General features: G+C 35.0%; 15 protein-coding genes, 1 tRNA gene and 3 pseudogenes. 10 read left to right on the top strand and 9 right to left on the bottom strand.

The window, feature by feature from the left end; translation table 11 throughout:
- Positions 1 to 155: 155 nt before the first annotated feature.
- Complete coding sequence (locus tag DCC35_RS06010) at positions 156 to 1,220, bottom strand: NAD(P)/FAD-dependent oxidoreductase (RefSeq protein WP_137089929.1); 1,065 nt, start codon at positions 1,218 to 1,220, stop codon at positions 156 to 158.
- Positions 1,221 to 1,272: 52 nt separating this feature from the next.
- On the opposite strand from DCC35_RS06010, the gene DCC35_RS06005 reads away from it, so the two are divergent.
- From DCC35_RS06005 to DCC35_RS05975, 6 genes and pseudogenes are all read left to right on the top strand, one after another.
- Positions 1,273 to 1,911 carry an MBL fold metallo-hydrolase gene (locus DCC35_RS06005; protein ID WP_137089928.1) on the top strand — a complete coding sequence of 213 codons (639 nt, stop codon included), beginning with the start codon at positions 1,273 to 1,275 and terminating at the stop codon, positions 1,909 to 1,911.
- A gap of 69 nt (positions 1,912 to 1,980) precedes the next feature.
- On the top strand, positions 1,981 to 2,619 hold the full coding sequence (pssA, locus tag DCC35_RS06000) for a CDP-diacylglycerol--serine O-phosphatidyltransferase (RefSeq protein WP_317129014.1): 639 nt from the start codon (positions 1,981 to 1,983) through the stop codon (positions 2,617 to 2,619).
- Positions 2,620 to 2,633: 14 nt separating this feature from the next.
- Positions 2,634 to 5,974 (top strand): annotated as a pseudogene (gene porU, locus DCC35_RS05995) (type IX secretion system sortase PorU).
- A 32-nt stretch (positions 5,975 to 6,006) separates the two neighbouring features.
- Entirely contained in the window at positions 6,007 to 7,218 is a 1,212-nt protein-coding gene (porV, locus tag DCC35_RS05985; protein ID WP_137089925.1) for a type IX secretion system outer membrane channel protein PorV, read from the top strand.
- A gap of 10 nt (positions 7,219 to 7,228) precedes the next feature.
- On the top strand, positions 7,229 to 8,497 hold the full coding sequence (locus DCC35_RS05980) for a M16 family metallopeptidase (RefSeq protein ID WP_137089924.1): 1,269 nt from the start codon (positions 7,229 to 7,231) through the stop codon (positions 8,495 to 8,497).
- A gap of 61 nt (positions 8,498 to 8,558) precedes the next feature.
- Complete coding sequence (locus DCC35_RS05975) at positions 8,559 to 9,341, top strand: TPM domain-containing protein (RefSeq protein WP_137089923.1); 783 nt, start codon at positions 8,559 to 8,561, stop codon at positions 9,339 to 9,341.
- Here the strand turns inward: DCC35_RS05975 and DCC35_RS05970 are convergent.
- Positions 9,335 to 10,608 (bottom strand): annotated as a pseudogene (locus DCC35_RS05970) (replication-associated recombination protein A). The gene DCC35_RS05975 and the pseudogene DCC35_RS05970 overlap by 7 nt on opposite strands.
- A gap of 93 nt (positions 10,609 to 10,701) precedes the next feature.
- On the opposite strand from DCC35_RS05970, the gene DCC35_RS05965 reads away from it, so the two are divergent.
- Complete coding sequence (locus DCC35_RS05965) at positions 10,702 to 11,598, top strand: DMT family transporter (protein WP_137089922.1); 897 nt, start codon at positions 10,702 to 10,704, stop codon at positions 11,596 to 11,598.
- Here DCC35_RS05965 and DCC35_RS05960 read toward each other — a convergent pair.
- The 3 genes and pseudogenes from DCC35_RS05960 to DCC35_RS05950 form a co-directional block, all read right to left on the bottom strand.
- A pseudogene (locus DCC35_RS05960) lies at positions 11,579 to 12,540 on the bottom strand (threonine aldolase family protein). The gene DCC35_RS05965 and the pseudogene DCC35_RS05960 sit on opposite strands and share 20 nt — an antisense overlap.
- 56 nt (positions 12,541 to 12,596) lie before the next feature.
- Entirely contained in the window at positions 12,597 to 16,601 is a 4,005-nt protein-coding gene (locus tag DCC35_RS05955; RefSeq protein ID WP_175402733.1) for a tetratricopeptide repeat protein, read from the bottom strand.
- Between the two features lie 54 nt (positions 16,602 to 16,655).
- Positions 16,656 to 17,369 (bottom strand): DUF92 domain-containing protein, encoded by a 714-nt coding sequence (locus DCC35_RS05950; RefSeq protein WP_137089920.1) that lies wholly within the window; start codon positions 17,367 to 17,369, stop codon positions 16,656 to 16,658.
- A gap of 210 nt (positions 17,370 to 17,579) precedes the next feature.
- On the opposite strand from DCC35_RS05950, the gene DCC35_RS20605 reads away from it, so the two are divergent.
- Together DCC35_RS20605 and DCC35_RS05945 are read left to right on the top strand one after the other, a co-directional pair.
- On the top strand, positions 17,580 to 17,741 hold the full coding sequence (locus tag DCC35_RS20605) for a hypothetical protein (RefSeq protein ID WP_175402732.1): 162 nt from the start codon (positions 17,580 to 17,582) through the stop codon (positions 17,739 to 17,741).
- 188 nt (positions 17,742 to 17,929) lie between these two features.
- Complete coding sequence (locus DCC35_RS05945) at positions 17,930 to 19,147, top strand: tetratricopeptide repeat protein (protein WP_175402731.1); 1,218 nt, start codon at positions 17,930 to 17,932, stop codon at positions 19,145 to 19,147.
- Here DCC35_RS05945 and DCC35_RS05940 read toward each other — a convergent pair.
- From DCC35_RS05940 to DCC35_RS05925, 4 genes are all read right to left on the bottom strand, one after another.
- A complete protein-coding gene (locus DCC35_RS05940; RefSeq protein ID WP_175402730.1) occupies positions 19,144 to 19,656 on the bottom strand; it encodes a helix-turn-helix domain-containing protein in 513 nt (170 codons plus the stop codon). The genes DCC35_RS05945 and DCC35_RS05940 overlap by 4 nt on opposite strands.
- Before the next feature lie 119 nt (positions 19,657 to 19,775).
- Positions 19,776 to 21,224: a hypothetical protein gene (locus DCC35_RS05935; protein WP_137089917.1), complete on the bottom strand. Its 1,449-nt coding sequence runs from the start codon at positions 21,222 to 21,224 to the stop codon at positions 19,776 to 19,778.
- 680 nt (positions 21,225 to 21,904) lie between these two features.
- Positions 21,905 to 21,978 (bottom strand) — tRNA-Ala (locus DCC35_RS05930).
- Between the two features lie 38 nt (positions 21,979 to 22,016).
- A complete protein-coding gene (locus tag DCC35_RS05925) occupies positions 22,017 to 22,454 on the bottom strand; it encodes a C40 family peptidase (protein ID WP_246070161.1) in 438 nt (145 codons plus the stop codon).
- Between the two features lie 224 nt (positions 22,455 to 22,678).
- On the opposite strand from DCC35_RS05925, the gene asnB reads away from it, so the two are divergent.
- Complete coding sequence (gene asnB / locus DCC35_RS05920) at positions 22,679 to 24,565, top strand: asparagine synthase (glutamine-hydrolyzing) (RefSeq protein WP_137089915.1); 1,887 nt, start codon at positions 22,679 to 22,681, stop codon at positions 24,563 to 24,565.
- The last annotated feature ends 1 nt before the right edge of the window (position 24,566 follow it).

Here is a 24,566-nt window from a genome sequence, read left to right as displayed (position 1 = left end):
TCAGTTTCGTAATATCTCCAATTAAAAGTCTTAAACTGAAGTCTGTTTTGACCAAATTCTTCATCAGCTTGCTGGGCTGCGATATTTATTGCTCCAAAAAAAGTCAGCACTAAAAAAAACAATTGATATTTTTTCATATGAATAAATATAAGCAATTACCTTAATAACGAGAAAAAACGATCGATATTTACTCGTTTATCTATTGGTTTATTTTCTAAAATCTGACCAGACAACTCTTTAGCACACCATGGAGACAATGAAACGCCTTTGGCTCCCAGTCCATTAAAAATAAAAACGTTATTTATTTCCGGATGTTTTCCGATAATTGGCTTTCTATCCTTAGTGGCTGGCCTTATTCCTACGAAATGATCGGAAACTTCAGGTTCCGTATCGAGAAAGTTTTTAAGATCATTCAGTATTTTTTGTTTTGCTTCGAAAGTTTTTTCTTCATGATCATAATGGTTATCATATGTTGCACCCAATTTGAAAAACCCCTTTGCTACAGGCATTAAAAACTTCCCACGGGTAATTCCAAAATCAATATTCAAATCTATTTTAATATTTAACAATTCTCCCTTATTGGGTCTGAATGGTAACCAACCAAAAATTTCAGAATGCCTCTCATTGGCTCCGCGACAAAACACTATATCATCATACTCTTTACCGTTCCAGGTAATATGGTTTTCACTGTGAAAAAGATCCTGATATAAAAATTCTTTTATTACTAATGTTCCCTTATCCTCAATGTACTTTTGAGCATTTTTTAAAAATACAGGAATGTCGAGATACCCACTATTTTTTAAAAGAAGACCACCATGCGGGTTTTGTAATTTCTTCTCTAATATAGGTCCTTTTTCTACTTTTTTGACATAATCAAGATATTCCGGATCATCATATTTGGCAAGCCAGTCATTCAAATCACTTAATTCAAGAAAAGGTCTGTATATATTCTTTTGATGATAAAATTTACAGTTTAAAATAGCTTCCCAGGAATTGTAAAAATCTTTCAGCACAGGGAATAGTTCATCAGCATTCCAGGTTTTAACCATCCTGCGACCAGTAATTGGATTAATAATGCCTCCGGCAGCCCATGAAGAGCCCTTAATTTCCGGATCATTCACAACAGTCACATCCTGACCTTTATCTAATAATTCAAGAGCGAGAACTGTACCTGCAAGGCCTTGCCCGATTATTAATATCCTTTTATTATCTTTGCCCATATTTCCGGAGTGAATTAATTACACAAATTTGCAAAGCGCTAAGAACAATTCTATGAAAATACACACTTTTACTTTCAATCCATTTTATGAAAACACGTTTGTAGTAGCCAATGATAATGGAGACTGTATGATTGTTGATCCGGGTTGTTATGAAAAAGAAGAAAAGGAGATACTTGATAAATTTATCACTCAGAATAATTATCAGGTGAAAAAGCTCATTAATACACATTGCCATATAGACCACGTTCTGGGAAATGCATATGTTAAGAAAAAATACAGCGTCAATTTAGAGGGACATGAAAATGATGTAGAAACATTAAAAGCTGTAGAAACATATGCTCCTGCTTATGGATTTGCTAATTATGAATCTACTGATATGGATTCTTATTTAAAAGAGGGAGATACCGTAGAGCTGGGTGACGACTTATTTGAAGTATTATATGTTCCAGGCCATGCACCGGGTCATATTGCACTGTATAATAAAATTGAAAAAGTTCTTTTAGGAGGAGATGTGCTATTTAATGGCAGCATTGGACGTACTGACTTACCGGGTGGAGATTTTGATACCCTGGCTAAGTCAATTAAAGAAAAATTCTATACACTACCCGAGGATGTCACAGTTTATTGCGGACATGGAGAATCCACAACAATAGGAAAAGAAAAAGTTTCAAACCCATTTGTAAAAGCCTGATATGCTGTTAAAAAAGGTAGTAAAAAACATCCCAAATACGATTACCTCACTAAATCTTTTTGTGGAGTAATTGGTATATCATTTGCCTTTTCTAACAGGCTTGATCTGGCAGCTTACATGATCTGGATTGCTGGATTAATGGACTTTTTTGATGGCTTTGCAGCACGGCTTTTAAAAGTTAGTTCTCCAATAGGAAAAGAACTGGACAGTCTGGCTGATGTAGTATCTTTCGGGGTACTACCCGGATTTATTATGTACCACCTGATTGATGATGTAATGGTATATTCATGGGTACCCTATTTATCTGCCCTGATACCAATAATGTCTGCAATTCGGCTGGCAAAATTTAATGTCGATGATTCCCAAACTTATTCTTTTATTGGTTTACCAACTCCTGCTCACGCAATATATATTAGTTCTTTACCGTTAATTATAAATAATGGTAGTGAAGAGTGGATAGGATGGTTTAGTAACCCTCATTTTTTAATGATAAGTACGGTTGTTTTTTCTTTCATGCTGGTTAGTAAACTACCTTTAATAGCATTTAAATTTAAATCTTATGACCTGAAAGCCAATGCTTTTAAATACATGCTATTGTTCCTTAGTATAATTATTTTAGTAATTTTGGGGGTTAAAGGTATACCATTTGTGTTTTTGGCGTATATAATAATGTCAATACTGGAAAATCAATTAGCCAGTAGTCAGTGATTTAAGTGAAGGTAATGAGGCTTTTAGATCGATTATATCATTTTTTAATATTATTATTTTTTCCATTATTGATCCTGGGACAGGAATTACCTGGTTCAATATTCACAGGAAATATATTTAAAGTATATATCCCTGAAACCGGTATTTATAAAATTGATCAAGAATACCTTATTTCAAGTGGTATTAATCCTGACGACATTAATCCTGCTAAACTAAAAATAATTGCCTTACCAGGAGGTTCTCTTCCTCAATTAATAGATGATGAAAATAATCTGCCCAGAGAAATCCCTGTAAAAATTAAAAATCAAGGGGCTTCATTTAGTGAAGGAACTGAGGTTTACTTTTTTGCAGAGGCAATTGAAAAAACTTATTATTCTACGATAACTAATACTGTCACTAATAATAAAAGTGCTTATGCAGATAGCGCATTCGTTTATATATCCTTTTCCGGCAATTCGGATGCTGAGATTATAACTAAGGAAGAAACACAAGGAAATTCTATTGAAAGTGCAGAGTGGATTACTGCAAAAATAGAAGAAGATGATGAGTTTAAAATGTTAATATCTGGAAAAGATTGGTATTTTAATCCATTATTTACTACTAATAGTTCCCGGTCTTTCGACTTACCCATAATAAATACAGGATCAATTTCATCGGATAATCTAAGATTAGAACTTATAAGTGCAGCTACCGATCCATCAACAGTTAACATTTCATTGAATGGATCAATTCTCGAGAACATTTCACTGCCACAGATTTCTAATGCAAATTATGCTAATAAAGGCATCTCCTTTAATAAAGAATATGAATTAACCACATTAAATTCTGAATCATTTACTGTAGATTTTTCATTTTCAGGTCAGGGAAGTTTTTACATCGATAGATTAATAAGCTATTCTTACAATTCAGGTACTTATATTCCTGTAAACATTCCTTCTTTTATTACTGAATCAGGATCAATAAAAGTGTCTGAAAACTCAGTGATTTGGGAAATTGATGATTGGTATGATCCAAAAGAAATTACTGCTCAATGCGAAAGCAATAACTGCTTTATTAATGTAGTCAAAGGGCAAAGACTTATTATTTTTAACGAAAGTCAGGTATTACCACCACCTGAATCAGCAGAAAGTACAATCATAAAACCAATTCCTTCCTATCATTCTGATTACATAATAATTTCTGCCCCTTCACTTAAGATTGAAGCTCAATATCTCGCTCAATACAGAAATGAAAAGAACAACTTCCAGGTTGATATAATTACTCCAAAATCTATTTATGACGTTTATGGATTAGGTAGAAAGGATGTGACAGCTATACGAAATTATATTTACCACGCATACAATAATGGTGGTGGTAAATTAAAATACCTACTGTTAGCTGGTCCTGCATCATATGATTTCCGGGGTATTAAACGTCCGGGAAGTGATATAGTCTCCTCTTACCAGTCGAATAATTCCACAGATCCTGTTTATAGTTTTGTTTCTGATGATTATTATGGTTTTCTGGAAAAAGGTGAAGGATTATGGCGTGAACAATTCGGCCAGGGTCATGATATGGAAATATCAATAGGCAGAATTCCTACTGATGATCCTGAAGTTCTGAGGAATTATTTAGAGAAGGTAAAATATTACGAGTCGATTTCACCGACTGATACCACAGCCTGGCAAAACAAAGTGGTCATGGTTGCAGACGACGGTGACTTTAACGCCCATATTGAAGATATAAACGACCTGGGAACATTTCTTCAACAAGGAGAAACTGCTCTGAATATTAAAAAACTTGCTTTAGACGACTATCCTCAAAGATCTCTTCCAAGTGGCCAGCGATCTCCTGAATTTAAGGAAGCACTAATCAATGCGATGAATAAAGGTGCATTAATGGTTAATTACACGGGTCATGGTAGAGAGGAAAATCTGGGTCATGAGGAATTCTTTGATGATGAGTCAATTGCAGAGCTAAACAACCTTGATAAATTAACTATTTTCGTAACAGCAACTTGCGAGTATGGACGCTTCGATTTTCCATTAAAAACTCCGGGGCTGAGAAAATGTTATATAACCCTGCAGGCGGAGCAATAGCAATGCTAACGACCACCAGACCGGTTAGTATTTCTGATAACTTCAGAGTTAACAAAGCTTTGATGGAAGTATTGAGGCAGGGAAATAGCCGAAATATGACCTTAGGTCAATGGTTTAAGGAAACAAAAAACCTCAATCAGGACAATCGAGGAAGCAGAGGATTTGTGCTTTTAGGCGATCCGGCAATAAAACCGGCAGTTCCCAAAAATGAAATTAAAATTGAGGAAGTAAAAAACCTTTCAAATAACTCTGATACACTATCTGCACTATCCAAAATAAGAATATCAGGAAAAATTATTGATCCCTCAACAAATCAAATAGACGCGGATTTCAACGGAAAAGTAGATATTAACATCTTTGATCAGCCGGTTTCAAGAACTACCCTTGGGGATGAAAGTGATCCGTACACCTATAATGCAACTGATAATTATATTTTCAAAGGAAAAACTGATGCCGTCCATGGCAAGTTTGAGTTCGAATTCACAGTCTCCAAAAACATAGATTATCGAACAGGATATGGAAAGGTTAGTTTTTATTCTGTGAGTTCAGAGGGAATCCCCGCTTCAGGATTTTATACGAATTTAAAAATTTCAGGCAGCAACCCTTCTCCCCAATTGGATAAAAAAGCTCCTGAAATTAAAGCATATATAAATTCGCCCGACTTTATAAATGGCCAGGAAGTATCTTCTTCCTCCATAATGATCGCAAGATTATCAGATGAAAATGGTATTAATTTAAGTAATAGATCATTAGATTTTGGTCCGCATGCAATAATTGATGATACGACTTACATAGAGCTTAGTGAGTTCTATACCGCCGTTTCAGATGATGAAACCAGAGGTACTATTTCTTTACCACTGGAAGGCCTTAAACCAGGAGATCATACTTTAACCCTGGTAGTTCGAGACAATTTCAATAACCTTGCAAGTGTTCAGTTAGATTTCAGGGTAAAGGACGAAAATGGTATTGTGATCTATAAAGCTTGGAACTATCCAAATCCTGTAAAAGATTATACCACCTTTGTAATCGATCACAACAGGCCCGGAGAATTATTTGACATTTCAATTGAGATATACAGTATACAGGGAGAAAGCATGCTGACTTATACAACTGATATTATCAGTAGAGGTAATAGCCTTGAAATAGCTGACTTAAATTTGCCTTTAAATACTGAAAAATTCAGGGATGGGGTATACGTTTATCGGATTACCATACGTTCTTACAGGGATGGGGCCAAAAATGAAATTTATAATCGGATGATTTTACAGAGGAATTAACTATATTTAACCGCAGAATAACTCACTTTTCAATGAAAAAAATCCTATTTGTTCCAATCATATTTTTAGGAATTAACTTATCAACTTTTGCGCAGGGGGCTATCATTGCTGGTCAGGATTCAACCAGGAATGTTATAACTACTGCAGTGCCTTTTTTAACTATTGGCCCTGATGCAAGAGCATCCGGAATGGGCGATGCCGGAGGAGCATTATCTCCGGATATCAATGCAACTTATTGGAACCCTGCAAAACTTGTATTTGTGGAAGGTGACATGGGCTTTTCATTTTCCTATTCTCCATGGCTTAGCAAAATCATCAACGACATGGGGCTTTATTACCTTAATGGTTATAAAAAACTTGATCAAAATAACACGTTAGGTGCTTCATTAAAATATTTTGACCTTGGTGATATACCTTTAGCAACAGATGACGGTACTGAGTCAGGCACATTTAGCCCTCGTGAATTTGCTATAGATGTAGTGTATAGCCGGAAGCTTAACGAAGGTAGAGGTGTCGGTGCTTCATTCAGATTTATTCATTCGAATTTATCAGGCAACTTCACTAATAGCGCTTTTGACACCAAACCGGGTACCTCAGTTGCTGTTGATATCGGATATTATAATAATAAAGAGATTACATTTTTGAAAAAACCAACTGATTGGATATTTGCCGCAGCTATAACCAATATTGGTTCAAAAATGACATACACTAATGATAACAACAGAGACTGGCTGCCAACAAATCTGAGAGTTGGAACTTCTTTTGGAATAGAAATAGATCCTTACAATAAATTTACTTTTGCAGTCGATTTAAATAAATTAATGGTTCCTACTCCTCCTATTTATGAAAGAGATTCAAATGGCAATATAATCTTTGACCCTAATACAGGAGATCCAATCATACGAGAGGGAAAAGATCCTAACAGGGGACTACTAAGCGGAATGTTTGGTTCATTTGCCGATGCTCCGGGTGGTTTTAGTGAGGAAATGAAGGAATTTCAAATTGCCTTTGGAATGGAATACGCCTATAGAAATGCGTTTTTCGCCCGAACAGGTTATTTCTATGAAAATGAAATGAAAGGAAACCGAAGATATTTTACTTTAGGTCTTGGTCTTGAATACCAAAAATTTGGAATTGATTTTTCATATTTGATACCAACTATTCAGAACCACCCACTTGCTGAGACTTTAAGATTTACCCTTCAATATAACTTCGACGAAAAAGAGGACACTGATAACGACTAAAAATTATTAAATGCTTGACAGAACTAAAGCACCATACAAAAACGATTTAGTTCAGCCGGACATTATAAAAGCACAGGAAGCTTTCATTTTTGAAAATACTCCTGTGTTTTTTGTTCATTCTGATACTCAGGAAGCGTTGAAAATTGAAATCATAACAGATTCAGGTTCAAAATTTGAACAAAAACCGGCAGCTGCATCTACCGCTCTATCTCTTTTAAATGAAGGAACTAAAAGTCGTACCGGCAGCCAGATTTCTGATGGGTTTGACAGCCGCGGAGCTTTTACGGATTTTAATAATACGAGTGACAGACAGCACATGTCTTGCTATACCCTTGAAAGGTTTTTTCCTGAAATTATTGAACTAATGTCTGATGTCTGGATAAATCCATCTTTCCCTGAAGACGAACTTGAAAGATATCAGACCCAAAAAGCAGAACAGATCGCCCAGCAGAGAAAAAAGAATCAATATAAAGCTGCAGAAGTTTTCAAAAATTCTCTTTTTGGTAAAAATCATCCTTATGGACGTACTGTCGGACCTGAAGAGATCAAATCTATAAACAGAGAAGATCTAATAGACTTTCATCCGACAATGTATAGAAACCCGGCAATATTTTTAAGTGGTAAGGTAAGTGATAATGTTTTAACTACTCTGCAGGATCATCTGCAGAAAATACCGGTATCTAAGGCAAATAATTCAAAGATTAAAAAGCCAGAACAGATCACAGACCTGATAGTAATTAACCGTCCGGATAGTCTGCAATCTACAATAAGAATGGGATTACCAATTATAGACCGAGGGCATGAAGATTATTATAAATTGGTAGTTACTAATGAATTATTTGGAGGTTATTTTGGTAGCCGATTAATGAAAAATCTTCGAGAAGATAAGGGGTACACCTATGGAGTTCATTCAAGATTAATGCATCTTGAAGACGAGGGCTATATGATAGTTGGAACGGATGTTATAAGAGAAAAAACAGAGGATTCTTTAAAAGAAATTCAATCTGAATTGGAAAGACTGGCTACCGAATCAGTAGAACAATTTGAATTTGACACGGTAATAAATTATTTAAAAGGGAACTTTATTTCTTCTATAAATACACCTTATTCACTCGTGGACAAATTTAAAAGCCTCTATTTTTATGATCTTGATTATGGCTTTTATGATAATTATTTTGAAAATCTTGATCGAATTACACCCGCAGATATTAAAAATACTGTAGAAAAATACCTTTTAAATAACGATTGGACTAAAGTTGTAGTCGGAGATTTAAAATAAATCATTCAAAATTTATAATCTTAAACAAAGAATATTATATTCAAACCGGAGGATTATATTAATGATCAGAATAGTCGGGCTGTATTTTTTATTTTTTATTTCTTCTCTTACCGCAAAGGCTCAAATTGAGGGATATATTTTTGACAATGCTGAATTGCTTAAAAAGAAAGAATTTTCATCTCTTGAATTCTTTATGCGTGGTATTAATGAAGAAAATGCTCCTGAATATGTATTCTATTCTTTGAATGGACTAATGGGAGAAGACATTTATGAGGTTGGGAAAAGATTATATTCCAATATAATTACCAAAAATGACATTATAGACCAGGGGGTACTTTACATTTATTCTAAAGAAGAAAATGAATTTGCTCTGATCACCGGTGAATCCCTGAAATGGCATTATGGTAGGTCATTTGAAGATAGCATCACTAATATTACCAAATCTTATTTTGAAGAAGAAGAGTATTTCACCGGACTATCTAAGACTTTCACTCAATTGTATTCCATGTTCAATAAACGGGTTCCATGGCAAATCTCTTATAATTCATTTACTGAACTAGGAAACGATCTGGCTAATAGTGAAGGTAAACTGGTAGAATTCACAGGAATCCCAATAACTAAAAACCTGACCACTCGCCATGACCCTGATATTTATATGAGCAATGAGTATTATATAAGAGTAAAAGGGGATAATGGGAAAGTAATCAGACTATTTTATACGATAGATATGTTAGATGATATCCAAAAGCTGATTTCTTCTCCTAAAGCCAGAATTATTGCAAGAATTGGTAGTCTCAGACCTTTTAAGTTTCTCTATGTAGGCAGGAAACCTTTAAGTCAATAACCGTATTTCTCTTTCCAGAGAGCCTTCATACGCTTTCTCATCTCATTTTCTCTGGCATTAAACCCCGGTTCATAAAATTTCTTATCCTTTATTTCATCCGGTAAGTATTCATCGAAGACAAAATTATTCTGAAAGTCATGAGGATATTTATATTCCTTACCATACCCCAGCTCTTTCATCAATTTGGTCGGTGCATTTCTTAAATGTAAAGGAATTGGGAGGTCTCCTGTTTCCTTAACAAATTTTCGAGCATCTTTAATTGCTTTATATGAAGCATTCGACTTTGGAGAACATGCTAAGTAAACTACACATTGAGAAAGGATTATCTCTGCTTCAGGATACCCAATAAAACTTACTGCCTGAAATGTATTTACTGCCATTACCATGGCTGTAGGATTAGCATTACCAATATCTTCGGAAGCAAAAATCGTGAGCCTTCGAGCAATAAATTTAACATCTTCACCCCCTTCAATCATTCTGGCCAAATAATAAAGTGCTGCATTCGGATCACTCCCTCTCATTGACTTTATAAAAGCAGATATTATATCGTAATGTTGCTCTCCGGTCTTATCATAGATAGCCATCTTTTGTTGAGCTACCTTCATTACAACCTCATCGGTAATCTCAGCCTCATTTTCGGAGGTAGAATTTTGAACAGATAACTCAAACAGATTTAATAGCCTTCTGGCATCTCCTCCACTATATTTTAACAGCGCGCCATGCTCTTTAATTTTAATATTCTTGCCTTTAAGCTTATCATCTGTCTTCATTGCCTTTTCCAGTAAAGACAAAAGATCATCTATTGTCAGATGCTTTAAAGTATAAACCTGGCACCTCGACAATAACGCCGCGTTAACCTCAAAACTTGGATTTTCAGTTGTGGCCCCGATAAGAGTGATGGTTCCTTTCTCTACTGCAGCAAGTAAAGCATCCTGCTGGGATTTATTAAATCGGTGAATTTCATCGATAAACAAAATTGTACCTTGTTGTTTCTTTGCTCTTGCTATCACCTCCCTGACATCTTTTACCCCTGAGCTTATTGCACTTAAAGTATAAAAAGGAAGGCTTAGTTCGTGACTGATAACATCGGCAATTGTGGTTTTTCCTACTCCGGGAGGCCCCCATAAAATCATACTTGGTACAGCACCCCTTTTAATAAACCGATTGAGTACACCGTCTTCCCCACCAGGTGATCCTGTCCAACAATATCTGCAACGCGTTGAGGTCGCATTCTTTCAGCTAATGGTTTTTCAGCTTCGAACAACATATTATTCAAATAAATTTTCCAAGGTCCAATGCAATGTAATACATTTGCCACAAGTTTAAAGAACAATCAATAAAGTTAGCCTCGAAAAACTGGATGAAAAGTCAAATTGTGCCTCATATTCAGCTATTTATAGTCGCTTTAATATATGGAGCCAATTATTCCATAGCAAAGTCTATTATGCCGGAATGGCTAACTCCCAATGCTTTCATTTTTATTCGAATTGCTTCAGGTGCCGTGGCCTTTTGGATATTAGCTCCGCTATTTGGCGGTAATGAGAAGATAAGTAAGTCCGATTATCCACGTCTTATGATATGTGGACTTACAGGTACAGCCATGAACCAGCTTTTCTTTTTTAAAGGGTTGGTTTATACGAGCTCAGTGAATGCGTCTGTGATCATGACCTTAAGCCCAATTCTCGTATTGGTAATTAGCGCTATTATATTGAGAACCCGGATGACTACGGTTAAGATCTCCGGAATAATTCTGGGAGCTATTGGTGCCGGTTTATTATTGGGTCAAAAAAATTTCAATCTCGACAACGATAGTTTTATAGGTGACCTTTTTATACTAGTCAACGCTTCTTCATATGCTTTTTATCTGGTATTAGTAAAGCCACTAATGGTGAAATATAATGCGATGACTGTTGTTAAATGGGTTTTTACTTTTGGTTTATTATTTATATTCCCGTTTGGTATTGCCGATGCTATACAAACATCATATGTGGTAATGCCTTGGACAGTTGTATTAAGAATAAGCTACGTGGTCATCTGCACTACCATTTTAGCCTATATGCTTAATTTGTTTGCAATGAAAAAGGTAAATCCTTCCGTAGTCGGAGCTTATATCTATTTGCAGCCTGTTTGTGCAATGCTCATATCAGTATTCATTTTAAATAATGAATTGACCCTGGAAAAGATAGTTTACAGTTTGCTCATATTTATTGGCGTATATATGGTTTCCCAGCCTGGTTTTAAAAAGAAAGCTGCCTGATCACTTTTATGGTTCGATCCATTTGATCATCATCAAAATCCAGATGGGTAACAAACCTTATCGCACCCTTTCCAAACGGCACAGCATAAATCTTATTTTCTTCAAGTTTATTCAATACCGTTTCTACCGAAAGATCATCTCTAACTTCAAAAATGATTATGTTAGTATCAACAGGTATAATATTTTTGACGAAATCAGCTTTCTCCAACTCCTGTGCTAGTGTTTTGGCTCTGTGATGATCTTCCGAAAGCCTTTCAATGTTATTTTTTAAAGCAAAAAGCCCTCCTGCGGCAATTAAACCAGCTTGCCTCATTCCTCCTCCCAGTACTTTTCTAACTCTTTTAGCCTTTTTGATAACTTCATGCGTGCCTATAAGTATTGAACCTATGGGTGCTCCCAGCCCTTACTCAGGCATATTGAGATCGTATCAAAATGTTTTGCATGGTCCTTAATCTCCTCTCCGGTTGCAACAATAGCGTTAAAGAACCTTGCTCCATCAAGGTGCATCTTTAACCCATGTTGAGTAGCCAGACTGGCAATGGGTTCGATATCTTTTTCTCTATAGCACGCCCCTCCACCTTTATTAACAGTGTTTTCAAGACCTATTACTCTGGATATAGGATAATGTATGTCCTCCTTTAAAATGTTTGGCTCAATTAATTCCGGCGTTAAAATACCTCTCTTGCCATCTGCCAGCCTTACAGAAACCATCGAGTTATATGCTAGTCCTCCACCCTCATAATTATAAATATGGCTTCTTTGATCGCAGATCACTTCATCCTGAGGCTGAGTAAGGCATCTGATGGCAATCTGGTTAGTCATTGTTCCTGATGGGCAATAAAGAGCTGCTTCCATACCAAACAGATTTGAAGCATACTCCTGTAATTCATTTATCGTTGGATCTTCATCGAAAACATCATCTCCAACAGGTGCTGAAAACATAGCCTCCTTCATTTGTTTTGAAGGCTTTGTGACAGTGTCACTTCTTAAATCGACAATCATTCGCAATATTGTTTTAAATAAAATGCAGACTCTCTATCTCCTAAATCTTTTCCTTTCCCCCATGCCTCACAGGCGTTTTGTATATCTTTCAACTGATAAAGAGAAGACCCTTTTCCTCGATAGTACTTACCTTCCTCCGGATTAATTTCAATGGCTTTATTATAATCTTTTAAAGCTTCGGAATATGATTCAAGAGAAAAATATGCATTTGCCCGGTCAAATACCACCTGATCATCTTTGGGGTTATTATCAATGAATTTATTGTAATCACTGATAGCTGCTTCAAAATTCCCTAGTTGTTCCATTAAGAAACCGCGATTATATCTGGCATTTGCATTATCAGGATCATTGGCAAGTATAACATTCAGATCTTCAACTGCTGCCTGGTTATTTCCCAGGTACATATGAGCCAATGCCCGGCTGCTATATGCAGGCAGGTATTCTTTATTAATATTTAGTGCCTGGGTATATCTGTTTATGGCATCTCTGAAGCTCTCAGTCTCGATAAATACATCACCCAGGGCAGTTAGTTGTTCCGGGCTCCCTGCCCCATTATTAATAGCCTTCTCATAGTAAGAAATTGCAGCACCATATCTCTCCAACTGGTTGTATGCTTCCGCAATCTTCACATATAACTCACCTTGAAGTTTACCTCCGTTTAATTGCTCAGCAAATACCAGATCATCGATACCATCCTCAAAATTTTCCATTTGAATATTGAGCACTCCCCTGTTTTCAAAGGCTCTTGTATACTGCTCATCTAATTCGATTGCTTTATCATATGCATCTAGTGCAGCTCCTGGTTTATTATCCTTTTCAAGAGCTTTTCCAAGATTATTATATAATAACGGATCCTGATTACCTCTTGAAGCAGCATCCTGATAGGCAATAACTGATTTATCAAAATATTCAGATCTGAAATAGCTGTTACCTAAAATATATGGGGTTTCTTTATCTTCAGGTAAGTCTTCAGATGCCTCCTCTAAGTATTTATTAGCCTTTTCATATTCACCAGTATGATAATAACTAACACCTATTTTCTTATTAATTTCAGATTCTGAATAGCCATCTTCTTTAGATTCAATTAAAAGAGGTAATGCTTCGGAATATTCATTGTTTTTGAATAGACATCCTCCTTTAGCACCTTTCAAGGCAGGAGAATTAAAGCCTTTGTTCATAGCAACTGTTATATCAGTTGTAGCTTCTTCACAATTATTTGTCTTATAATTAACGATGCCTCTGTATCCATATAACATCCCATTGTTAATCCCTCCATTAATCGCTTTGGTCAGTGGATCCAGAGCTTCCTCATATTTTCCCAGGTTGAACAACGACCTGCCAATAATCGAATAAGTTACTGCATCGGAATTTCCGGCTTCCTGGATCATTTTAGCATCAGCTAATGCTTTTTCATAATTACCCAGTTCGAGTTGAACTTTTGCTCGTCCATTTAATGCAGGTAAAAAGTCAGAGTTAATATTTAATGCCTTATCAAAAGAAGATAAAGCCTGTTCATAATTTGTATTTAACGAATATGCATTTCCCCTGGCTGTATAAAGCTCTTCAGATTTCAATCCCAAATCCTCTGCACGACTGAACACCTCCAGTGCTTCGTTGGGTTTACTATCAGCAATATAAATCACTCCCAGATGATAATAAACAGCGGGATTTTGAGATTCTAAAGCAACAGCTTTTTCAAGTTGATTTCTGGCGGCATCTATTCTGCCGGTATTCACTAAAGCCAATGAGTAGTTTGTAACAATATTAACATCATTCAAAGCCTCTGAAATACCTTTATCATAATTTGAGACAGCATTATCATAATTTTCAAGATCATAATACAATTCGGCAAGTCTTAAAAAAATCTGTGCATTTCCATTACCCAGTGAGATAACCTTTTCAAGATTTTGAGCTGCTTTTTCTTTATCACCTCTGGACTCATTCAGTTCAGCGAGATACATATAATAAGCTGACTTTTCTATTCCATTTGATATCGCAGCATTGACATATTTCTCAGCCTCATCATCATTACGTTCAACTGCCAGCATTGCCAGAAGTTCAAGAGCCTTAGTTTGATTTTTCACTGAGCTTCCTGCAGCTTTTAAATCATTAAAAGAATTATCCTTATCACTAAGTTGGTAATAAGACATTCCCCTGGTGATCAGCGCTTCTGAATTTTCTGCATCCTTTTTTAAAATTTCTGTTGCAAACTTGATAGCCTCCTGATAATTTCCAGCCTGGTAATTTAATTCCATTAATAACCTATCCAGTTCTGCAGCCTGATAACCTGAGACTTTCGCCTTGTTAAGTTGATCCAATGCATCCGAATAAAGTTCTTTATCAGCCATTAACAAGCCTAGATAATAGTGGCCCTTATCAGAAAGGACTTGAGTTCCTCTTAGTGAAGAAAGAAAATTAAAAGCTTCTTCCTGATTATTTAATTCGTATGAGGAAATCCCGGCTATCAAATCCATTTTTGGATCAGTACTCCCAGCTTCTATAGCATTTTTAGACCACTCTAAAGCTAAATCATTGTTTTTCTGACCATATTCTAATTTTGCAATTTTTACAGCTATTGACTTATCTCCAGTTTTTTCAAAATACATTTTATAATCTGCTGAAGCAGCAATTGAATCCCCGGCTTGAAGTTCCAGATCTCCTTTCCTCTTATAAAAATCATTTCCGGAATACCCTGCACCAGCAGCTTTATTCCACATTTCAATAGCTTTAGAAGTCATTCCTAAAGTCAAAAATGCTTCCCCAGCATTAAAAGCTTCCTCTGCACTTAAGGGTCGTATTGCTAGTAGAGCATCATAATATTTAATTGCTTTTTCCCAGTTTCCGCTATTAAAAGATGCTCTGGCCAAATACTCCAGAATAACCTGGTTATTTGGCTGTTCATTTAAAACTTTTTCCAGTAAGACAATGCCCTTATCATAGCTTTTATCATCGATTAGAGTTTTACCAGCCAATGATAAAATTATTAAATTTTCAGAACCCAGGTCTGCTGCTTTTAATGCAGCTTCATTCATTTTGGATGTATTCTGATCAATCAATGCTAAAGTATAATTTTCGTAATCTTCCAGGTTAGGGAATTTCGATATCACAACATTGTAATCGCTAATAGCATCCTCTTTCCGGTTAAGATTAAAATTTGAACGTGCTCTAATAAGAATTAAAGAGTCAGATGGATTGTTTAATTTATTTATGTCATTTACTACGTCACTATACCTCTCCTCTTTAAGATTTAATTGAATTCTTGTAAGAAGAGCCTTTTGATCATTGGGATATTGATCCAGTAACCTGTTCAGAAATAATTTTGCTTTTTGATTATCGTTAAGATCTAAAGATAATTGGATCGCTATATGAAAAGCGTTTTTATCGGAATTATTGAGACTTAAGTATTTATCAAAGGCTTTCAGGGCATCTTCCTTTTGCCCATTTAAATAGAATACATAAGCCTGATAAAAATAATCCTGTCCTTTGGAACCTTTACCTGAAATATCATTGGAATTAATATGCGAAGAAGATACCCATAATGCACCTTCGGATCTATTTATTATGATACCATTTAAATTTCCGTTTTCAAATGTAAAAGAGATTTCGGGAAGATTACCCTGATTCAATAAGGCAACTTCACCGAATCCGGTATTGGCTTTATTGGTTAAATCTATTCCGGTTGTATTGATAGAATTGTATTGTGACTTCCACAATGCTTTCTGATTTTTAAATGTATCTCCTTTAGGATTGGCAGTAACAAAGGAAGCAGTAAGAGTATTGTTAATAGAATATGCTTCTAAACCCAGGAGGTTTAACTTCTTTACAACAGTTTGAAGTTGGTGAACTGAACTGTCCTGAGTAATTATAGTAGATCCAGCAGCACCTGATAAAGTGACATAAGTTCCCTTATCAGCAATGAAAACGCCGGTTTGATCCTTATCTACTGAAAACCCTAAGCTTTTATCCTGTCCGAAAATGCTAATAACTTGAAAGGCCAGCATTATTAATAAAAAACACCTCATATTATTGAAGACTAATTTAAACTAAATAGTACATTAAAAAATCAGCAACATCAGCATAGAAAACATGGCTGCTGACATTGTACATAAAAAATTAACTGTGTGCTTATTCAGATATCCATTTCTTTCTAATGTAGCACCCAGTAAACTATCCACTAAATTACCCGAAAATCCTGATATAGTAACAATTAAAAATACCTTAAATCCAACATTGAAAATCAATACAAAATAGAGTAGTGAAATGATAGAAGAACCAATTATCGCAGCGACTATGCCTTCTAAACTAATCGCTCCATCCTCTCCTCTGTGTGCTTCCTTTAAAGAAGGGAAATACACAAACTTATTACCAAGCCTTTGCCCTATTTCACTCGCAAAGGTATCAGAACAAGCTGCTGCTATACTTGCCACTACCATTATTTCGAGGATAAATTTATACTCTGATTTTAGTATTATGCTTATCACCGAAATCAATATAATCACTCCTCCGTTTCCAAGAACATTTTGCCAGCCTCTGACACCCTTATCACTATCTGCAGACAGGTAAGAGCGATAGCTCCATTTACTTAGTACAGATCCAAAAAGAAAGAAAAAAGCTAAGGTCATAAAAGCTACTCCGCCAAATTCAAATAGTATTAAAGCTCCACAGACAAATGCTAAAACAGCACCACCGGGAGTTAGCCATTTCAAAAAAACACTGAGCAAAGCACCTACGGCTAAAAGTAAAATAAAAAGGTAAAGTATATTGACCATTTTATCGTTAAATGTCAAGAAATACTAACATAACTAACTTATTTACAGATAGTTATATGATATATTACTTACATTAGTTATATTAAAATACCTATTTAGGGTCAACAAAATTATTACAATTTTCATCATTCCAACACAAACCTGTTATCCGGGTTGAGCTGAAATATTTTATCTAAGTAATCAAATAATTATCACATAAATCAAAAAGTTATGAAAACTCTTAAATTAATCGCAGTATCAATTTTCTTTGTTCTAGGTTTTACACAATGCGAAACTGAAGATCCTCAACCCTTACGCCCTGAGCTTGAAGAAGTTCAAGATTTAGTTGCGACAGACGGCGATAAGAAGGGAGAGGTCAAGGATATTGACTAATCGGTAAAATACATTAAAATTATTTTGCAAAAAAGCCGCCTTTTCGATCAATAATTTTGAAATACCTGCCAGGCTTTTTTATTTTAAGGAAATATTTATTAAGGATATTTCCAATGGAGTCTTTTTGTAAAATTTATTTAACCCAAAACAAGATTAGTAGCTATTTCGCTATTCTACTATTCTTGTTAATGACTCCTGTTACGAAAGCAACCAGTAAATCAGATTCTGTTTATAATAAACTCAAGATAAATTTTAAGACCAGGTCACATGAGATTTTTATAAACTCCTGCACCACTGCAATAAATCTGGATGCACTTTCAAAACCAAATGAAGGTAAGGTGAGGTATATGATGGCTCAATCATATAATAACAAAGGTGATCTTATTAATTGTGTCCAGAATCTATTTTTAGCTTCTGATATTTTCGTAGCTCTGAATGATAAAGAAAAACTTGCACTGACTTACAACTTCCTTGGTGAGGTGTATCGCCAGGGTGGTGAATACATTGCTGCCATTGACTATTTTAAAGAATCATTATCATATTTCGCTATTTATGATAATTACGATAATATGGCAATGGTAAATTATAATCTTGGACTTACTTATTATGATTTGGAAGATTATGAATCTGCCAAAACATACTTTTACGATGCTTTAGAGAACAATCAACGGGTGAGTAATATTGATAGAAGTGCCAGAATATATAACTTACTTGGAGCTATACATTTTCAATTACAGGATTATGAAGTAGCCAGATCATACTACCATCTATCTATGGAAATATATGCCAATGATGAAATCCCGGTAGAAAGATATGGCATTGCTTATTCGAACCTTGCAGAAATCCATTTATCACTTGGCAACTTTGATAAGGCAATTTCAGTTGCAGAAAAAGCATTGAGTTATAAAGAAAAGCCAAATGGAAATCCTGAATCATACGATATTCCGGACGCATTGATTACTCTGGCTAAAGCATATTCTCAATCCGGGAATATCGAGAAAGGAATGAAATTACTTGAAAATGGAATTCTTGAGAAAAACCCTTCCGGTTTTCACGAAAACTATTTCAATGCTATTAGTCTGTATTTTGCTCTTTCAGAAAACTCTTCTCGTTCTAACACTGCTAATTCAATAAAAATATCAAATATTCTGGTAGAACAAACCAAGTTACTTCAGCAGCAAAATAAGGTTTTAAATAATGCTAAAAGCCAATATCTCATCCGTCTTGCTGATTCAAAATATAAATATACTACTGCGGTAAGTGGGATTCAGGCAGATAAAAAAATTAATTATTGGACCTATATAATAGTTCTAAGCCTAATATTGATAGCGGTAGGAGTTCATTTTTATAGAAGAAAGAAACGAAAGGAAAAGCTGAAAAAATCTCTCAGCGACCTGCTTAATTAAAGCTCTTTTTCAATAATGGTCGCTATTTTTTCCTGAAGCGATATCATCCTGTCTTTAAGGTTAATATTCTCATCTCTTAATCTTACAACTTCTTTAACAAGCTGGTCATTTACCTGTTGAAACCTATTAAATAGTCTTTCAAGTTGTTCACGACTTAAATGCTCTGGAGTTAAAGGTTCTGCATGTGCCATTTGAGCCATGCTTAAAATCATTTCAGTTGTGAGTGAATTGTTTACTGAAAACTCATCTTCATTATCATCTATAGCAATGACCCCTTCATTGACTTTAACCCCTAACATCGTATCAACAGAAACATCCAAAATACGAGCAATATGAGGAACGAGATCCAAAGAAGGATAACTCACACCTGTTTCATAATTAGAAATAGTATGACGCTTAAACTGGATTCCTGCCGAATCATTTAGTAAGGATGCAAACTCATCCTGACTATAACCTTTTGCTTTCCTAAGCCTTTTAAGGTTCTCTCCGAATATCTTGAACTTCTTCAAAATTTGTTAAATTTTCTTGACATTAACGTCAAATAACTTTACATTTAAAATAACGGTAGCTTAAAATTGCTATTGTTATATGGGATTTAGTTAGGCGGGTGCGATAGCATCCGCCATTTTTATTGTTCCCTTGCTAATACCCTGATAAATTCATCATCCATTTTCACCAATGACGTCGGAGTAAATCCGGATTTTGGTACAGAATTAAACTTATCTACCAGGGCTTTAATTTTATCATACTTATCTCTCTTCGCTTCACTAATTGATATTTTCATCATTTTAGCGAGGATTTGAACATGTTCACAAGTTTCTTTATTTAATATCCTTATTTGTCTTTGAATACTATTTATCAACTGATTAAAAAGATCGTAATCATTTATAATACAGTATTGCAATGCAAGAACAGCTTTTACTTCAAGCTGGGCATAAGGATATTTCTTTAAACTAACTTCATTCAGCAAATTATTGATCCATCTTGCTGCCTCATCATGCTTTTTAGCAAAGTGACAGCTTAAAGACCTGTATGTCATGTAAATAACATATTGAGGTATATCATTTGTATTACTTTCGTAATCCTGAAATAATGCCTCATTTTCTTCATAGATCTCCCCTTCAAGTCCCATTCTTAAATGCCTGTCTATTTTAGTTAATAGGAATTGGGAAGGAAAGGTAAACAGGCTATAGTTAGTTAATAAGTTTTCTGCTGCCTCATTTACTTCCTCAAAATAAGTTTCAGCCTTCCTGTAAACCTTATAGTGGTTATAATACTCGAGGGTTAAAAACTCATGGACGATCTTTAAATGGAAGTATATTGTGTCCAACTGATAAGATTCGAAGATCTTTTGAACATTATCCAGAATATCTTCAATTGGCTCCAGGTCATTTTCCATCTCAGAATCCTGCTCCACAAAAAGCCTGTGAAAAATATTTATACAGCTTTTGTAAACATACATTCTGTGCGAATCATAAAGAGCACTGGTGCTCAACATTTCTTTATTGAGTAATGTCAGAGCAAGTTTATCAGTTTCTTCTCCTGATAGAATATAAGAACCATATTTTTTGAAATATTCAGCAAGAAGATCTTCGGCCTTATCTACTGCAAGAGTATAGGCTACATATTTATTATAAAGCTGACTATAATTAAAATTATCGGGTGAGTTTATATGAAGCTTTTTCAACGCTTTGTATACTATAGTTAACTCACTGGCCAGATCATAATCCAGCAACTCTTTTTCGAGCTTTTTTAATGTGGCAATGGCAATTGCTCTTTTCTTAGTAAACAATACTTCATTAATATTTGCTACTTTCTTAAGAATATCCGTTCTCGGATTTTCCATTTGTTGAAGCAAATACTCTTCAATTTTTTGATTTAGTCGTGACCTTAAAGTATAATAAGCGTTAGTATTTACATCGAGTTCATCCATTACTGCAGTATCAGAAACAGACTTATCACGCATTGATTTAAGTAAATATGCTGATTTATCAGCACCACTATCCATTAATTGATTATAAATAGTTTCATAATCATTATCAGACAGTTGCTTTATAATATTTTTGAGTTTGGCCATAATGTAAGTGGTACAAATTGGGTTATTTATAAAATTCCAATTCCGTATTCAAAAATAGGATATTTTATTTTATAGTCATTGTAAGATTATATTTAGTTTTTGTGCATAAACCTTACACACGATATTCAATATAATGAATTATATGAACAAATTACAATATAGAATATTCTCTACAAAAGCTTGTAAATACATTAAGTAACTGATTAGCAACATCTTATAATCCTAACCTTTATTTACCTTATAGAAAAATCTTAATTAAATTTAATTTACCAGCCTTTTCTACATTTTATTAAAGAATATTTCTACTTCATAGCTCAATATACAAAATAAGTCATTTAGTATATAGCCTCGTAGCTTATTTAGCATTTTATCCTTTTTTCATACGCATAATAATAGCATCAAATCTCTTGAAAAAGAGTGCTTTTAAGTAATTCTGCTGAGAATAATTTTATTAACTAATAATGAAATATCCTAAAACTTTTTATACTCTCACCAAATCTTATTAATTGAATTGAAGATATGAATATTCAAATTATCAGAGATCTTTTTATATACGATCTCTGATAACCTTTCCTAAGAAGTAATCTCTATTATTAAGAATCACTTAAGCAGATCTCTTGATTGATTGTAATCTCTTTTAACAAGTAAAAAAAAGACCACAGTATTTGTGGTCTTTCTAGTGGAGCATATCGGAGTCGAACCGATGACCTCTACGCTGCCAGCGTAGCGCTCTAGCCAGCTGAGCTAATGCCCCATAATTGAGGCTAGCAAATATAGGATATTTTTACTTAATCAGAAAAAGCGTCTGGCCTTTACAAATATGCGTTCATAATAACCTTCATTAAGTACGCTTTCTGTCACTCCAAGCTTAGTTGAGGCATGTATAAATTTAATTACTTTACCATCGTTATAAGAAACTATTCCTACGTGAGTTATTTTCCTCCTGCCCGGCTTAAAACTAAAAAACACAAGATCTCCGGGCTTTAATTTTTTCATTTTAATCCGGTCTCCTTCTTTACTTTGAGCCTTTGCTGTTCTGGGAAGCGGCTGGTCTATGGCATTATATGCTTTACAGGTTAATGCAGAACAATCGATACCACTCCTGGTCGTTCCTCCATACTTATAAGGTGTGCCATAATAAGATCGGGCAGCTTTGACAGCTGTATTTGCTTTACTTTCCCTGATGGCCATTTTCTTGGCAGAACCACATGAGGTAAAAACAAAACTCATAGACACAGAGATGATAAAAAGAAATAAACCCTTTTTAAAATAATTTATTGACCGTAGCATATTTATTTATTTAGTTAAAAAAATCCTTTTCTTTCAAATAGCTAATGATAATAAATTCAATACAAAGACTCATTTAATTAAAATTCATTATGCAACAAGCTACTTAATTGTCTCTTTTGTATCTTAACGATCGCAATTTTAAATTTATTGAATTTTTTACTGAAATGTGTGGTATAACCGGAGTTTTTGCGCTTAATGAAATCGGAAGGATGCAAATGATCCATTTATCCAATGCAACTTCCACATTGGCTCATCGTGGTCCTGACGACCAGGGTTTATTTAATGATTACAGGGTTGCTTTAGGGCATCGAAGGCTTTCTGTCATTGACCTTACTCAGACAGGCCACCAGCCCATGTCTGATAAAACCGGTCGGTATCACATCGTTTTTAATGGAGAAATTTACAATTACCCAATACTAAGAAAAGAACTGCAAAATGCCGGAGTCGAATTCAACGGCGATTCTGACACTGAAGTTTTGCTTTATTCTATGATCCATTGGGGAGTAGAAGCTCTTAACAAATTAAACGGTTTTTTTGCTTTTGCATTCTATGATTCGGAAAAAGAATCGATATTCATAGCAAGAGATCGCATAGGCATTAAGTCTTTGTATTACCATCTCGACGATGATAAGCTTTTATTTGCTTCTGAAGCTGTAGCTATTCATTCATATGGCATTGAAAAAGAAATAAACAAGGATGCTCTTTCACTTTATCTTCAACTGAACTACATCCCTTCACCTTTTACAATGATTGAAGGTATTAGCAAACTTCCCGCGGGTTCATACATGACATGTGATGCTGAAGGAAATACTACAATTGAAAAATACTATCAGATCCCGGAATCCCAGATCAGTAAGGAGACATCCTATAACAAGGCAAAGGAAGAATTGGTCCAGCTAATTGAAAATTCTGTAAAGGAAAGATTGATAGCAGATGTGCCTACGGGGACATTTTTAAGCGGGGGAATAGATTCTTCAATAATCACTGCTGTAGCATCGAAATTCAAACCTGACATAAAAAGTTTTTCTATTGGATTTAAAGACCAGGCTTATTATGATGAAACAAACTATGCAAAGGCAACTGCTGAACATTTGGGAGTTGAGCATCATGTTTTTTCATTAACCCTGGATGATCTGTATGCAGAATTAGACCAGATGCTTAACAGTTTATCCGAACCTTTTGCGGATAGCTCTTCACTACCTGTTTATTTACTAAGTAAACTCACAAAAGAACATATAACTGTAGCATTGTCAGGTGATGGTGCTGACGAATTATTTGCAGGATATAACAAATACCAGGCTTTTTACAGGTCTTTAAATCCAGGAATAAAAGAAAATATAGCTTTAGCTGGTGCTGGGTTGTGGAAATATCTTCCTCAATCGAGAAATTCAGCAATAGGAAATACATTCAGGCAATTAAACCGGTTTGCCGGTGGATCCAAATTAAATCCAAAAGACAGGTATTGGTTTTGGGCAACATTTATGCAAGAAAAGGAAGCTCAAAACTATTTAACCCCTGAGTACCGCGGAAATACTAAACATATTGCCAGTGAACTGTGTAAATATATTGATAAGGGCAATATCAATGAGGTATTGACGAATGATCTGTCTCTTGTTCTTCCCTACGATATGTTGACAAAGGTAGATCTGATGTCTATGGCACATGGTCTTGAAGTAAGAGTGCCCTTTTTGGATCACAGAATCATCGATTTTGCCCAATCTCTACCTGAAGAATACAAGATCGATGGTAAGATGAAAAAGCGAATACTACAGGATGCTTTTAAAGCTATTCTGCCAGATCAGCTTTACAACAGACCAAAGAAAGGTTTTGAAGTACCTCTACTACCATGGATGAGAGGTAAATTGAAAGATAAAATAAATAACCAATGGCTTAATCGGGAATTCATTCAGGAACAGGGTATTTTTGATAGCCATACAATAGAAAAACTTAAGAAAAAACTATATTCTTCAAACCCGGGAGACTCACATGCCACCGTCTGGGCAATGATAGTTTTTCAACAATGGTATAAAAATTATATGGCAAGCGAATAGA

This window comes from Mangrovivirga cuniculi, assembly GCF_005166025.1.
Classification (GTDB): Bacteria; Bacteroidota; Bacteroidia; order Cytophagales; family Cyclobacteriaceae; genus Mangrovivirga; species Mangrovivirga cuniculi.
The sequence above is the reverse complement of the archived record's forward strand: the minus strand, read 5'-3'. Positions and strand labels throughout refer to the sequence as shown.

What these genes read in the sequence shown, in the direction of transcription:
- DCC35_RS06010 (WP_137089929.1), bottom strand. Translation starts at nt 1,220, where the DNA reads ATGGGCAAAGATAATAAAAGGATATTAATAATCGGGCAAGGCCTTGCA.
- DCC35_RS06005 (WP_137089928.1), top strand. Translation starts at nt 1,273, where the DNA reads ATGAAAATACACACTTTTACTTTCAATCCATTTTATGAAAACACGTTT.
- porV (WP_137089925.1), top strand. Translation starts at nt 6,007, where the DNA reads ATGAAAAAAATCCTATTTGTTCCAATCATATTTTTAGGAATTAACTTA.
- DCC35_RS05980 (WP_137089924.1), top strand. Translation starts at nt 7,229, where the DNA reads ATGCTTGACAGAACTAAAGCACCATACAAAAACGATTTAGTTCAGCCG.
- DCC35_RS05975 (WP_137089923.1), top strand. Translation starts at nt 8,559, where the DNA reads ATGATCAGAATAGTCGGGCTGTATTTTTTATTTTTTATTTCTTCTCTT.
- DCC35_RS05965 (WP_137089922.1), top strand. Translation starts at nt 10,702, where the DNA reads ATGAAAAGTCAAATTGTGCCTCATATTCAGCTATTTATAGTCGCTTTA.
- DCC35_RS05955 (WP_175402733.1), bottom strand. Translation starts at nt 16,601, where the DNA reads ATGCTGGCCTTTCAAGTTATTAGCATTTTCGGACAGGATAAAAGCTTA.
- DCC35_RS05950 (WP_137089920.1), bottom strand. Translation starts at nt 17,369, where the DNA reads ATGGTCAATATACTTTACCTTTTTATTTTACTTTTAGCCGTAGGTGCT.
- DCC35_RS20605 (WP_175402732.1), top strand. Translation starts at nt 17,580, where the DNA reads ATGAAAACTCTTAAATTAATCGCAGTATCAATTTTCTTTGTTCTAGGT.
- DCC35_RS05945 (WP_175402731.1), top strand. Translation starts at nt 17,930, where the DNA reads ATGACTCCTGTTACGAAAGCAACCAGTAAATCAGATTCTGTTTATAAT.
- DCC35_RS05935 (WP_137089917.1), bottom strand. Translation starts at nt 21,224, where the DNA reads ATGGCCAAACTCAAAAATATTATAAAGCAACTGTCTGATAATGATTAT.
- DCC35_RS05925 (WP_246070161.1), bottom strand. Translation starts at nt 22,454, where the DNA reads ATGAGTTTTGTTTTTACCTCATGTGGTTCTGCCAAGAAAATGGCCATC.
- asnB (WP_137089915.1), top strand. Translation starts at nt 22,679, where the DNA reads ATGTGTGGTATAACCGGAGTTTTTGCGCTTAATGAAATCGGAAGGATG.